This is a genomic window from Pseudomonas sp. (assembly GCF_028293835.1).
Classification (GTDB): Bacteria; Pseudomonadota; Gammaproteobacteria; order Pseudomonadales; family Pseudomonadaceae; genus Aquipseudomonas.
This window is the reverse complement of the sequence record NZ_JAQGNX010000086.1, coordinates 54,456-67,720: the sequence shown is the minus strand read 5'-3', so window position 1 is coordinate 67,720 and position 13,265 is coordinate 54,456. Positions and strand designations below refer to the sequence as shown.

At 55.7% G+C, this 13,265-nt stretch carries 14 protein-coding genes; 11 read left to right on the top strand and 3 right to left on the bottom strand.

The genetic code is table 11. The annotated features are described in order from the left end of the window. The first annotated feature begins 31 nt into the window (after positions 1–31). From aroC to JWR17_RS10950, 6 genes are all read left to right on the top strand, one after another. Positions 32–1,123 carry a chorismate synthase gene (gene aroC, locus JWR17_RS10975; RefSeq protein WP_299831070.1) on the top strand — a complete coding sequence of 364 codons (1,092 nt, stop codon included), beginning with the start codon at positions 32–34 and terminating at the stop codon, positions 1,121–1,123. A gap of 73 nt (positions 1,124–1,196) precedes the next feature. After that, positions 1,197–2,336 (top strand): MFS transporter, encoded by a 1,140-nt coding sequence (locus tag JWR17_RS10970; RefSeq protein WP_299831267.1) that lies wholly within the window; start codon positions 1,197–1,199, stop codon positions 2,334–2,336. Then, a complete protein-coding gene (locus JWR17_RS10965; protein WP_299831067.1) occupies positions 2,333–2,962 on the top strand; it encodes a methylthioribulose 1-phosphate dehydratase in 630 nt (209 codons plus the stop codon). Before JWR17_RS10970 ends, JWR17_RS10965 begins: the two co-directional genes overlap by 4 nt. Beyond that, positions 2,959–3,504, top strand: coding sequence for an acireductone dioxygenase (locus tag JWR17_RS10960; protein WP_299831065.1), 546 nt, complete (start codon positions 2,959–2,961; stop codon positions 3,502–3,504). The genes JWR17_RS10965 and JWR17_RS10960 overlap by 4 nt, the downstream gene beginning before the upstream one ends. A 16-nt stretch (positions 3,505–3,520) precedes the next feature. Then, positions 3,521–4,204, top strand: coding sequence for an acireductone synthase (mtnC, locus tag JWR17_RS10955; protein ID WP_299831063.1), 684 nt, complete (start codon positions 3,521–3,523; stop codon positions 4,202–4,204). Positions 4,205–4,411: 207 nt separating this feature from the next. Further along, positions 4,412–5,134, top strand: coding sequence for a LuxR family transcriptional regulator (locus tag JWR17_RS10950; protein WP_299831061.1), 723 nt, complete (start codon positions 4,412–4,414; stop codon positions 5,132–5,134). 1 nt (position 5,135) lies between these two features. Here JWR17_RS10950 and JWR17_RS10945 read toward each other — a convergent pair whose 3' ends face one another. Further along, positions 5,136–6,071, bottom strand: a complete 936-nt coding sequence (locus JWR17_RS10945; RefSeq protein ID WP_299831059.1) for a hypothetical protein — start codon at positions 6,069–6,071, stop codon at positions 5,136–5,138. A gap of 386 nt (positions 6,072–6,457) precedes the next feature. Next, positions 6,458–6,736: a DUF3509 domain-containing protein gene (locus JWR17_RS10940; RefSeq protein WP_299831057.1), complete on the bottom strand. Its 279-nt coding sequence runs from the start codon at positions 6,734–6,736 to the stop codon at positions 6,458–6,460. A gap of 445 nt (positions 6,737–7,181) precedes the next feature. Here JWR17_RS10940 and JWR17_RS10935 point away from each other — a divergent pair, with 445 nt between their 5' ends. The 5 genes from JWR17_RS10935 (at position 7,182) to JWR17_RS10915 (ending at position 12,137) form a co-directional block, all read left to right on the top strand. Continuing rightward, on the top strand, positions 7,182–7,718 hold the full coding sequence (locus JWR17_RS10935; RefSeq protein WP_299831056.1) for an ankyrin repeat domain-containing protein: 537 nt from the start codon (positions 7,182–7,184) through the stop codon (positions 7,716–7,718). A 92-nt stretch (positions 7,719–7,810) separates the two neighbouring features. Further along, positions 7,811–8,341, top strand: coding sequence for a hypothetical protein (locus JWR17_RS10930; RefSeq protein ID WP_299831054.1), 531 nt, complete (start codon positions 7,811–7,813; stop codon positions 8,339–8,341). Positions 8,342–8,597: 256 nt separating this feature from the next. Continuing rightward, a complete protein-coding gene (locus JWR17_RS10925) occupies positions 8,598–8,789 on the top strand; it encodes a PLDc N-terminal domain-containing protein (RefSeq protein WP_299831052.1) in 192 nt (63 codons plus the stop codon). Positions 8,790–9,003: 214 nt separating this feature from the next. Next, positions 9,004–9,864, top strand: coding sequence for a polyamine aminopropyltransferase (gene speE / locus JWR17_RS10920; protein WP_299831050.1), 861 nt, complete (start codon positions 9,004–9,006; stop codon positions 9,862–9,864). A gap of 185 nt (positions 9,865–10,049) precedes the next feature. Further along, on the top strand, positions 10,050–12,137 hold the full coding sequence (locus JWR17_RS10915; protein WP_299831049.1) for an LTA synthase family protein: 2,088 nt from the start codon (positions 10,050–10,052) through the stop codon (positions 12,135–12,137). Between the two features lie 208 nt (positions 12,138–12,345). Here JWR17_RS10915 and JWR17_RS10910 read toward each other — a convergent pair whose 3' ends face one another. After that, complete coding sequence (locus tag JWR17_RS10910; protein WP_299831047.1) at positions 12,346–13,236, bottom strand: phytanoyl-CoA dioxygenase family protein; 891 nt, start codon at positions 13,234–13,236, stop codon at positions 12,346–12,348. Between the last annotated feature and the right edge of the window lie 29 nt (positions 13,237–13,265).

Sequence of the window (13,265 nt, the reverse complement as noted above, 5' to 3'; positions counted from 1 at the left end):
GATTTTGATGAATATTCGCGGAGCGTCCTGCATGTCCGGCAATACCTACGGCAAGCTGTTCACTGTCACCACTGCCGGTGAAAGCCATGGCCCAGCATTGGTTGCAATCGTAGACGGCTGCCCGCCGGGGCTTGAACTGTCATCGCTAGACCTGCAGCGCGACCTTGATCGCCGCAAGCCCGGCACCAGTCGCCATACCACCCAGCGCCAGGAAGCGGATGAGGTCGAAATTCTTTCAGGAGTTTTCGAAGGCAAAACCATGGGTACCCCTATCGGCCTGTTGATTCGTAACACCGATCAGAAGTCCAAGGACTATTCGGCGATCCAGGACGTGTTTCGCCCGGCGCACGCTGATTACACCTATCACCACAAATATGGCGTGCGCGATTATCGCGGTGGCGGTCGCAGCTCCGCCCGTGAAACCGCCATGCGCGTGGCAGCGGGTGCAATTGCCAAAAAGTACCTGGCGACCCAGGGCATTCAGATTCGTGGCTACATGAGTCAGTTGGGACCCATCGAGATTGCTTTCAAAACCTGGGATTCGGTGGAGCAGAACGCGTTTTTCTGCCCTGATCCAGACAAAGTTCCAGAGCTGGAGGCCTACATGGACCAGCTACGCCGGGATCAGGATTCGGTGGGCGCGAAGATCACCGTGGTGGCAGAGGGGGTCAAGCCGGGCCTGGGTGAACCGATTTTCGACCGTCTGGACGCCGAACTGGCCCATGCGCTCATGAGCATCAACGCAGTTAAAGGCGTAGAAATCGGCGCCGGGTTTGCCAGCGTCGCTCAGCGCGGCACAGAACATCGCGACGAGCTGACGCCAGAGGGTTTCCTGTCGAACAATGCTGGCGGCATTTTGGGCGGGATCTCATCGGGTCAACCGATTGTGGCCCATTTGGCACTCAAGCCAACTTCCAGCATTACCACGCCGGGGCGCTCCATTGACGTTAATGGCGCTGCGAAGGATGTGATTACCAAAGGTCGCCATGACCCATGCGTGGGTATCCGGGCCACGCCGATTGCTGAAGCAATGATGGCCATCGTCCTGATGGATCACCTGCTGCGTAACCGTGGCCAAAACGCCGACGTGCAGGTGTCGACACCCGTTCTGGGCCAGTTGTAATGCGTGATAGTGGTGACGCTGCTACGGCGCTTTAGCGGTGGCAGTGCTTCCAGAAGGGCCAGCGCCGGGACCGATACCTTATTGGCGGCTGTCCAGTTTCTATTTGTTCTACTTCGCGTTACTTGGATCAACAGCGCCATTTTTGGCGCTGTATTTCGATCATCTGGGGTTTTCCAGCGCGCGTATTGGGGAACTGGTCGCCATTCCCATGTTGATGCGCTGCATCGCGCCGAATATTTGGGGCTGGCTCGGCGATTACACCGGGCGTCGTCTGGGGATCGTACGAATTGGCGCAGTCTGCACCTTGCTGACCTTTTCGCTGATTCTGTTCGACAAAAGTTATGCCTGGCTGGCCATGGTCATGGCCTTGCAGGCGTTCTTCTGGCACGCCGTGCTGCCGCAGTTCGAGGTCATCACCCTGGCGCATCTGCACGGGCAAACGTCCCGATACAGCCAGGTTCGGCTATGGGGATCCATCGGCTTCATTCTGACCGTGGTGGCCTTGGGTCGACTGTTCGAGTGGTCCAGCCTTGATGTTTATCCACAGGCGCTGCTGTTGGTCATGGCTGGGATCGTCGCCAGCAGTTGGTGGGTGCCCAATGCGCAGCCGATGTCGACTACGCCGCCGTTAACCGGTGGTGGCTTTCTCCAGCAGTTGACCCAACCCGGCATTCTGGCGTTCTACGGCTGTGTGGCGCTGATGCAATTGAGCCATGGCCCGTACTACACTTTTTTGACACTGCACCTTGAACACTTGGGCTACAGTCGCGGGGTAATCGGCCTGCTGTGGGCGTTTGGTGTCGTCGCCGAAGTATTGATGTTCATGTCGATGAGCCGAATACTGCGGCGTTTTTCCGTCCGGCAGGTGCTCCTGGCGAGCTTTTTATTGGCAGCGCTACGCTGGTTGCTGCTGGGTAGTTTCGCTGAGTACTTGCCGGTGCTGATTTTCGCTCAAGTGTTGCACGCCGCAACGTTTGGCAGTTTTCACGCGGCCGCGATCCATTTTGTACAACGCAGTTTTGCGGCTCGGCAACAAGGGCAGGGTCAGGCTCTGTATGCCGCATTGTCGGGAATGGGCGGCGCCGTGGGCGCATTGTATTCCGGTTACAGCTGGAACGCGTTGGGCCCAAACTGGACGTTCAGTATCGCCAGCCTTGCCGCGTTGGCGGCTGCCGTCATGATTGCCACACGAATGAAAGAGGACAGGGCATGACCCGCAATCAACTCGCTCAGCAAATCATCGAAGCCGGGCGCTTTCTGTACAGCCGCGGTTGGTCACCGGCCACCAGCAGCAATTACTCGACCCGGTTGTCGGCTACCACGGCGCTGCTGACGGCCTCGGGTAAGCACAAAGGTCAGTTGGGGCCTGAAGATGTGTTGGTCACCGACATGGCCGGTAACAGCCTTGAACCCGGCAAAAAGCCGTCCGCCGAAACCCTGCTGCACACTCAGCTTTATCTCAGCCGGCCAGACGTCGGTGCGGTATTGCACACCCACTCGGTCAACGCGACTGTCTTGTCGCGCCTGACGCCGGGCGATCATCTGCTGTTTGAAAACTATGAGTTGCAGAAGGCATTCGCTGGAGTGGTCAGCCACGAGTCAGCAGTGACCGTGCCCATTTTCGACAACGATCAAGACATTGCCCGCTTGGCGCAGAAGGTACAGCCTTGGCTTGACGCCAACCCCCAATGCCCTGGCTACTTGATTCGTGGTCATGGCCTCTACACCTGGGGCGCGCAAATGAGCGATGCTCTGCGCCAGATCGAAGCCTTTGAGTTTTTGTTTGAGTGCGAGCTCAAGACCCGCTCGCTACTTAACGTCAAGGAGTTGCCGCTATGAGCAGCCTGTCCGTTTATCACGTTTCTTCCCCCGACTTGCCGAACAAGGTGTTAACCCACCTGGAAGACATCGCCTCGACGCTGGCCGAACACGGCGTCGGCTTTGACCGCTGGCAAGCATCGGTGCCCATTACTCCTGGCGCCTCCCAAGAGGAGGTCATTGCGGCCTATCAGGTGCAGATCGACAAGTTGATGACCGAGCGTGGCTACGTCACCGTGGACGTGATAAGCCTTGACCGTGACCACCCTCAAAAAGCCCAATTGCGCGCCAAGTTCCTCGACGAGCATCAGCATGGCGAAGACGAGGTACGTTTCTTTGTTGCCGGGCGAGGGTTGTTCACGCTGCACATCGACGATTATGTGTACGCCGTATTGTGCGAGAAAAATGACCTGATCTCGGTGCCCGCCGGGACCCGGCATTGGTTCGACATGGGCGAACATCCGCATTTCGTCGCGATTCGCTTGTTCAATAATCCTGAGGGGTGGGTAGCGAATTTCACCGGCGAACAAATCGCCAGCCAATTCCCACGCCTCGAAGACTGAAGTACACGGAGTTCAAATGCCCATCAAAGCTGTCCTGACGGACATTGAAGGCACCACCAGCGCGGTCAGTTTCGTGTTTGAGGTGCTGTTTCCCTACGCCACGGAGCATTTGCCGAACTTCGTTCGTCAGCACGCCACCGAGCCAAGTGTAGCGATACAACTGCAGGCTGTGCGTGCGGACAGTGCCGAACTGCGTGCAGACGTCGAACGCGTCATCGAAATCCTGATGGACTGGATTGCAGAAGATCGCAAAGCCACACCGCTCAAAGCGCTGCAAGGGATGGTCTGGGAACAGGGCTATCAGGCGGGCCAACTGAAGGGGCATGTTTATCCGGATGCCGTTGAAGCACTCAAGCGCTGGCACGAAGAAGGTTACGCGCTATACGTCTACTCGTCGGGTTCGATTCAAGCCCAGCAGCTGATTTTCGGCTGTTCCGAGGCCGGGGATCTTTCGCCGTTGTTCAGTGGTTACTTCGACACCACGTCAGGACCCAAACGTGAACCTCAGTCCTATCGTACGATCATTACGGCGATGGGTTTTCCGGCTGAGCAGATCCTGTTTTTGTCGGACATCGTCCAAGAGCTGGATGCCGCGCAGCAGGCGGGAATGGCGACCTGTGGCCTGGTTCGGGGCGATGGCGAGTTGCCGGGTCACCCCAATGCAGGCAGTTTCGCGGTCATTGACCTGAATGCTTTCTGAAGGCTTCGCCCTCTTCGTCGAGGAGGGTGATCGTTGTAGGTCATGTTTTATTGCTTTGTAAGAATAATCCTGTTGTTCGATAAGAAGGACCTGTTTATTGTTTTTCCGATTTTTAAAAGCTTTTTACTGTGCAACTCTTTGTCGGTCGATAGGTTAGTTGTCGATACTTACTAGAGCGACATATGTCGGGGTAAAGGGAGCGTATAGATGGAATCTGTCGAGGTACTCAATGCCGATTTAAATCAGCTTATTCAGCAGATGGTCACTGGCATTACCGAGCTTAATGGTGATAAAGCTATCGAGAATGCATTGGAGTGGCTACGCACCCAGTGCTGCAGTGAGCGGGCAATGTTTTATCAATTCAAGGGTCCGGTACTGCTGACCTGTATCACGTCGAACGTGGATATCATCTGGCGCGATCTGTATCGCCATGCACGGTTGAACATTGATGATCCGGTGATGCGCAGCTATCGCGAACAGTTAGGTTTTTTGGAGTGGGATGAGGTTTATGCCTTACACCCTCCCACCCCAGCCTTCAAAGAGGTCATTGAGGATCACCGCCTGATGCCCGGTGCTTCGTATGGGTATTCCAACGAACCCTTGGGCAGTCAGGGTGTGATCACGGTCTGTTCACTGAATGCGATGACTCGCCCACTTAACGACAACGACAAGTACTTGCTCAGTAGCCTCGTACCGATCTTGCACATGGCAGGTAGAGGACGGAAGTTTCATGTCAAAGCACTCACCGACAAAGAACTGGAAGTTCTTAAGTGGGCGAGGGCGGGGAAGACTGCCTGGGAAATCGGAATTATTCGTGAGATATCCGAAGCCACGGTGAAATATCACTTTAAAAGTATCTATTGCAAGCTAGGGGTTTCAAACCGGGCACAAGCCGTGGGGGAGGCGCTGTACCAAGGCATCCTTAAATGATTTAACACGGCAGTGGCGCCGCCACTACGTCCGGCATCAACAGATCGATGTGGTAACCGTGACGGCCGTCGCCTACCGCAATGTGCATGCCTTCAATGCCTTCGTTGAGTTGCGAGTTGATTCGGTAATCGATGGTGCCTGCAATGCTGGCATTGACTCCGAATGCGCATTCGGTCAGGTGTAAGCCGCGTGGGCCGGTGGCTTCGTTCAATAAAATGCAGTAGTCGCGGCCGGCAATCCTGAACGACTTGAGCTGGCTATCCTTGATAATGACGCTGGCGCCGTGACGGGCAACAAGGTCAGAAAGCGCCGCCAGCGACTCGATCAAGCGCATGGGAATAGACGGATCATGATAACCCCGCGCCGTTAAAATCCCTGCGACTTGAAACTCGCCATTCAGGGTGAAAGAGCGCGGTTCATCAGGGTCCATGTGGGTGTAATGGACCTCCAGTAACTCAGCCAGCGGAAAGATGAATTTATCGTTGGCGGTCTGGATATCTTCTTCGATCATCGCGTACGGTGCCATGCCCTCGTTGATAATCAGCCGTCCGGCAGAGTTCGGTCCAGCAAGGCAAAGTCGTTGGTGATCGTCCAGTAGTGCCAAGAGTTCTTCCTGCTTGCCCATGGCCTGGCGATAGTCGCTGTTGCACATTTGTTCGAAGGTATATATCACGCTGTCCAGGGCCGGGTCGAACGCGTGGGCCTGGGTATAAATGGCCCGTCCGGATTCACTGCGGGCCGACAGTTGGAACAGCGACTCGGTGCCTTGTCTGCTCACGGTAATGCACACGCTGTTGGCGGGCAGGCTGCGCAGTTCGTTGATCAAACTTACAGGGATGTGACAGGCCAACGCATGGGCAGCCAGTTCTGCAGAGTCTGTGAGCAAGGTGATGTCCCTTGAATCAAAGAAACTTTCAAAGTGCTTTAAACGGTTCATGCTAACTCCCTACCTTCAATAGAACCTGCCGCTGTCATAGACCGCGACGGGTTATTTAGCGTGCTGTTATTACCACTTGGTCAGCGGATAAAAACCGAAGGTTTGGTTTTGTGACGGTTTGACTCGGTTGAGAATGGGCTTAGTCATCATTTTTTTCCCTTTTTGGTTAAATCAAGCGAAGCGCTTGATGGGAAACGTTATGACGAACAACAGCGGATTAAAACTACCCGGACAGATAGGTGTAAACCGCACGGAGAATCTATTAACTGTTGTGCCGGGACACTATTTTAGTGCGCATACAAAAAGACCCCGGTGCCGGTTAGGCGCCAGGGTCTTCGGGTTGTTGCTCAAAAGCGCAACAGAGTTGCAGCGCCGAGGGCTGTACTTCAGCGGGTATGGTACGTCGGTAAATCAAAACGGTGCTGGCTTTGCAACATGGAAATCGCAGGCAGCTCGCTGGCCTGGGCGGCGAGGTCGCGGCGGATAGCGCTGATCACCCAGTCCAGTTGAACAGGGGTGTGCAGTTGAGCATAAGTCACGGAGCGACGGATCTGTTTGCCCTCGTTATTGCGCAGGCTCAGCAGCACGCCGCCGTCTGGACGCAACTGAGTAGTCACTTCGAATTCGGAGAATACTGACGAAAATTTTTCTTGGATGAAGGTCATGTCTGGCGGCTCCGTTGCTTAAGGGATAACAAGCTTGGAGAGACCGTTGCAGTGTCTGTGCCAGTATTCCTGGATCAAAAATAGCGATTAAAATCATGGGCTTAGACTAGGGCGAAATATGGGCAGTCGTGCAAATTGCATGAATGGCCATCTGGCATCCTGCATTTTGCGGGTAAGTTGCCTCGACGATGATGCGATATTCAGGTCATTTGTAATTATCCCCATGATTGTGACAGTGCCGACGGGGATTTATCCGGCCCTTCGTCCTCTAATCTGGATTACATCAAACGCTGCGGCTGGCGTGGACATCGATTGCACGCGGCTGCGATAGAGCTTTTCTATCACTGGCATACCTTGACCCTGAATAGGTTGCTATGGAAACTGCGGGCGAATCGCAACAGGCCGCTTGGTCGGCCTGCGCCTAAGGCTTTTAAGGAGCAAAACCATGACAGATGATTGCAGGCCGGCCCCTGAGGCCAAGCAAATGACCGAAGACGAAGCGGCGGAATTCGCCGAACAGGTGTTTGATCTGGCGCGCAAGGGCGACGCGCGGATGTTGGGCCTATTGCTGGAGCGGGACCTGACGCCTAATTTGCGCAACCACAAAGGCGACACGCTGCTGATGCTTGCCAGCTATCACGGTCATTTAAAAGCCGTTCGGGTATTGCTGGAATTCAAGGCCGACCCAGAGATTCGTAACGGCAACGGCCAAAGCCCTATTGCCGGTGCGGCCTTTAAAGGTGATCTGCCCGTGGTCAAATTATTGGTCGAGAGCGGTGCCGAGGTCGAAGGTGCATCGGCGGATGGGCGCACGGCGTTAATGATGGCGGCTATGTTCAACCGCACCGAAATCGTTAACTACCTTATATCCCAAGGGGCAAATCCAAACGCCCAAGACACCCGCGGCGCTACGCCGTTGGCGGCCGCGCAAACCATGGGTGCGGTGGACACTGCCGAGCTACTGAGCAAGCTTACCGGCTGATGTGCGGGCTCGCGCTAGAGCTGGACTTGATTTCCGGCTATTCTGCGCGGCTTGTTTTCCCAGCCGCTTTACGCCGCCAGCCAGGATTTCCCATGAAAGACCAACTCATAGAATTAATCGGCAAAATCAGTTCGGGTTGCATGGAAGCGGAAGAAATCGCGAACGTGGCTGACGAGGCCGCAAGCGCCTACGCCGATCCTCAGGCGTTTCTTGCCGCCAACCCCGACGTAAACTACGACGACAGCTTCCCGATCCCGTTGGGTGAATGGATGGTGATTGGTAGCCTGCCGGACACCGTGCTATTTCAAGCTGACAGCTATGTGGACCTGTTCGCACAGATTGTTGAGTCGTTTGGTCCTGGCGTGACGTTCAACATCAAGCCCAGGCAGCTGGCGAAAGTTGAACCGCTGGTCGCCCTTAACCGGATTCAGATCCAGCTGAGCGCCATGAACAAAGAGAAGGGCGGTTACGTGCTGATGAACCTCAGCCAGCCGTTGGACGATGACATGCAGGCGGTGTTGGTCTACGGCAATGATGTGGATCGGGTAATCGAATTGTGCGCGGCCGTTGGGATTGCGGTGGCGCCGTCATTGGAAGCGTTACGGATTGCACTTTACGTTTGACGTGCGGTTCCAGGTCGGCGCTGGGTTTCGTCTGTATATCCGTTGTTTGATGCAGGCCCGCGCAGAAGATCGCGTGGGCCTCGAGATATCGGTAGGAGGGTCCGCCACGTCTTCGACGCCGCGCTGTCGCGCTGCAAACACAAAACCTTCATTCGCCGTCGAGCCTCGCCCACGACAAAATAAGATACTGGCCAAACGGAACCCTCGCTGCGAGTAAACATCCTAAGCTGGATAGCATCAACTTAGGAGCAACACCATGGGTACCACTTTTAACGGTTTGATTGGGCTGATTATCCTGGCGCTGGATATATGGGCGATCATCAATGTAATGAAAAGTGGCGCAGAAGTCGGTATGAAAATCATTTGGGTATTGCTGATTCTGCTGTTGCCGGTATTGGGCCTGATCATCTGGGCCATCGCCGGACCGCGGGGCAATGTACGCCTCTGATTCATCCAGTACGATTCAATGCTGAACCCTGGCGCCTGACAGCGGATCGTTGTCAGGCGCCTTTTCATTTGCGAGGCAAGACCCATCGGCCGACCAATAGAGGTTCGACCTGACATCGTCTGCGACGTAGAATGCCCGCCTCCTTTATTAGGGGCGGGGCTTTTCCTGAAGCCGCCGCTGTCCGTTGCCACCAGCATTCACCGGGGACTTACCCATGAGCGATTACCAGGAAACATTATACGAAGGCTATGGCCAGCGGTTCCGTATGGAAAAACTGCTGCACGAAGTCCGCACCGAGCATCAACATCTGGTGATCTTCGAAAACCCCCGCATGGGCCGTGTAATGGCCCTTGATGGGGTTATCCAGACCACCGAGGCCGATGAATTCATCTATCACGAGATGCTCACCCACGTTCCGATCCTGGCCCACGGTTCTGCCAAACGCGTGTTGATCATTGGCGGTGGCGATGGCGGCATGCTGCGTGAAGTGGCCAAGCACCGCAGCATCGAACACATCACCATGGTGGAAATCGATGGCACCGTGGTAGAGATGTGCAAACAGTTTTTGCCCAATCATTCCAAGGGCGCTTTTGACGATTCGCGACTGAACCTGGTCATTGATGACGGCATGCGCTTCGTCGCGACCACCCAGGAAAAGTTCGACATCATTATCTCCGACTCCACCGACCCGATCGGTCCGGGAGAGGTGCTGTTCTCGGAAAACTTTTACCAGGCTTGCCGACGCTGCCTGAACGAGGGCGGCATTCTGGTCACTCAGAACGGCACGCCGTTCATGCAGTTGACGGAAGTCCAGACCACCGCAGGGCGTCTGCGCAGCCTGTTCCCTGATTGGCATTTCTATCAGGCGGCTATTCCCACTTACATTGGTGGCGCAATGACCTTTGCCTGGGGAGCGACCAGCACAGCCTACCGTAAACTGCCGTTGGAAACCTTGCGCCAGCGCTTTTCCGGCAGCGGTATCGTCACCCGTTACTACAATCCTGAAATCCATATCGGTGCATTCGCGTTGCCGCAGTACGTCCTGCAAGCAGTGAACAAGCCCAGTAACGACTGATTCGGCGCTGTAAGCGCTAGGCTGAAAGGTGAACCCAGGCTGAAATGCTGGCTTACATTTCAGCCGATGCATGCTACAAAAATTTCACAGCCTTTCGCAGAAGATCGTGCCCGCTTAATTCGCCCGACTGGCGGGGTTCACAGACTTTCAACCTTCTCTTCGAATTCAACGGATCTCAGAACACCATGGCCAAAACGGACACGCTGAGTCAGCAGCCCGCCTCGTCGCGCTCACTACAACCCACCGTCAAATCGCACTTGGCCTACACGCTGCTAAGCGGTCTGGTATTGATGGTGATGTATAGCCTGTTACGTATTGCGCTGCTGGTTTATAACCGCCAAATGATCGGTACTACACCGGCGTCGACCTTCATTGAAGCCATGGGCAACGGCCTGCGTTTCGATTTGCGCCTGACCGTGTACATACTGATACCACTGCTGATTGCGCTGCTGAGTGCCCGGGTAATGAACTGGCGTGGCCTGTTCCGATTCTGGCTGACATTAGGCGCCAGCGTTACCCTGTTCCTGGGTTTGATGGAGATGGACTTCTACCGTGAATTTCACCAGCGCCTGAACGGCTTGGTGTTTCAATACGTCAAAGAAGACCCTAAAACCGTACTCAGCATGCTCTGGTATGGTTTCCCGGTGGCGCGTTATCTACTCGCCTGGGCTGCGGTGACGTGGCTGCTGAGCCTGGTGTTCAAAGGTATTGATCGCCTGACCCGGCCTAAGCGCCAGATGAGCGTCAGTTCAAGCAGCAATCGTTCGGTGGCGCCGTGGTATACACGCATCGGCGTGCTGCTGTTGTGCGCACTGGTTGCGGTGATTGCTTCCCGCGGCACCCTGCGTCAGGGCCCACCATTGCGCTGGGGCGATGCCTACACTACGGATTCTAATTTCGCTAATCAATTGGGGCTCAACGGCACCTTGTCGCTGATCGAAGCGGCCAAAGCCTTGGGTTCGGATCAGCGCGCCAATATCTGGAAGGCGACCATGCCGGATGCGCAGGCACAACAGGTCACGCGTGACATGTTGTTGACCGGCAACGACAAGCTGGTGGACGCCGATGTCGCCGCAGTGCGCCGCGATTCATTGCCGCCGCAGGAGAACACGCTGCCAATCCGCAATGTGGTGGTGATCCTGATGGAAAGCTTCGCCGGTCATTCGGTGGGCGCTTTGGGTAGCGATGCCAACATCACGCCGAACTTCGACAAGCTGTCTCAGGAAGGCCTGTTGTTCGATCGCTTCTTCTCCAACGGTACGCACACCCACCAAGGGATGTTCGCCACCATGGCCTGCTTTCCTAACCTGCCGGGTTTCGAATACCTGATGCAGACGCCGGAAGGCAGCAACAAATTGTCTGGCCTGCCGCAGTTGCTCGGCGCTCGCGGCTACGACAATGTGTACGTCTACAACGGCGATTTCGCCTGGGACAACCAGTCGGGCTTTTTCAGTAACCAGGGCATGACCAATTTCATTGGTCGTAACGATTTCGTTAACCCAGTGTTCTCCGACCCGACATGGGGCGTGTCCGATCAGGACATGTTCGACCGTGGCGCTCAGGAGCTGAAAGCCCGAGAAGGTAAAAAACCGTTCTATGCGCTGCTGCAGACGCTCTCCAACCATACCCCTTACGCGCTGCCCGCCAACTTGCCGGTGGAACGTGTCACCGGCCACGGCACGCTGGATGAACACCTCACCGCCATGCGTTATGCCGACTGGGCGTTGGGGCAGTTCTTCGAGAAAGCGAAAAAAGAGCCGTACTACAAAGACACCTTGTTTGTCGTCGTGGGTGACCACGGCTTCGGCAACGACAAGCAAATCACCGAGCTGGACCTGGGGCGCTTTAACGTGCCGTTGCTGCTGATCGCGCCCGGCCTTCAGGACAAGTTCGGCAAGCGCAGCAGCACCGTCGGTACACAGATCGACATCGTGCCGACCATCATGGGCCGCCTGGGCGGAGAAACACGTAACCAATGCTGGGGACGCGATCTGCTGAACCTGCCCGAAGGCGATAAAGGCTTTGGCGTAATCAAGCCTTCTGGCGGCGAACTGACCGTGGGTTATGTCACCGGTGACCGGATCCTGATTGAACCCAAGGGTATGGAGCCACTGCTGTATCAATATCAACTGGGCGCCAAGCCTCACGCCGAACTACTGACCGGCCAACCCGATCAGGCGCAGCTCAAGGAGCGGATGGAAGCGTTCATCCAGACCGCGACCAAAAGCTTGATGGACAACACGGCCGGTGTCAGTGCCGGCAAGCAGCGCTGACGCTTGATTAGCTGATGCTTGAGTAAAAACAGAAGAGGCCTTGATTGGCCTCTTTTTTTGACTGCCAGGCATGGCGCGTTGCGCGCAAGCACAACCAGTTTGGCTTTGTTGGCCTCACTGGGGGCTTGGAGGTGAAGGCCCTCTATAGAACGGGCAAAGGAAAATGTTGCTCCTGCCAGGGTGTCCATACTCGCGTCACAAGCGTCCGTTAATCGAATTTTGCTTCCCGCAAAAAAGACCTGCGATCCTCGTTCTGCTCAGCCTTCAGCATGAACTCCGCACCCACGAGTTTGCCGGGTTGGCTCCGCCCCAGCACAGTCATCGGATCCTCGAATCCGTTGACGTAGCCCAAGGCAAACGCTCCACACTGATAGCCCATAAGACGCAGTAGTTCGTCCGGTAGCGTACGTGCAATTTCCAGCGGACAGGACAAAAACTGGTTCTCTTCTTGCCTTAGCCAGCCGAGCGCATAAGTCAGGTTGATGGCTGACCGAACATGCTTGGAGCGATTGGCACCGCCGCCGTGGTACACCTTTCCATCGTAGACGAGCACTGAACCCTTTTCCATCTCCGCAGGTAAGCTGGCCGCACTTTCAAACTCGACGCTGCGCCCTGCTCGGTGACTGCCAGGTACAATGCGCGTGGCACCCATCTTCTCTGAATAGTCGGTCATGGCCCATAGCGTGTTGCATTGCACCTGATAATCGTCGGGAAAAGGGAACATATCCCAGGCTACCTCGTCCTGATGCAGCGTCTGTGCTCTTGCGCCCGGGTGAATAGACACGACCTGCGTGCAATGGATCTGAAACGTCGTAGCGTGGGAGAGAAAACGACGTGTAGTCTCGATAATAGTCGGATTGACGATTAACTCACGCGCCCCTACAGATCGCGCAATTAAGCCGCCGGTGCGTTTGGTCCGTCTGCCGAGAATACCGTCGGGCCCGAAGGGCGTCACTGCAGTGTAGGATTCGAGCTCTTCGGCGATGCGATCCATGGTGATGGCAGGCACGAGTTTGTCAATGATGGCATAGCCGTGCTCGCGCAAGCACCGCACTATTTCCTGTGCTGAAACAGTGTTGGGAAGGTGGATTAGCGACATCGAGAATTCTCCGTAGCGGGTCGTTTTCC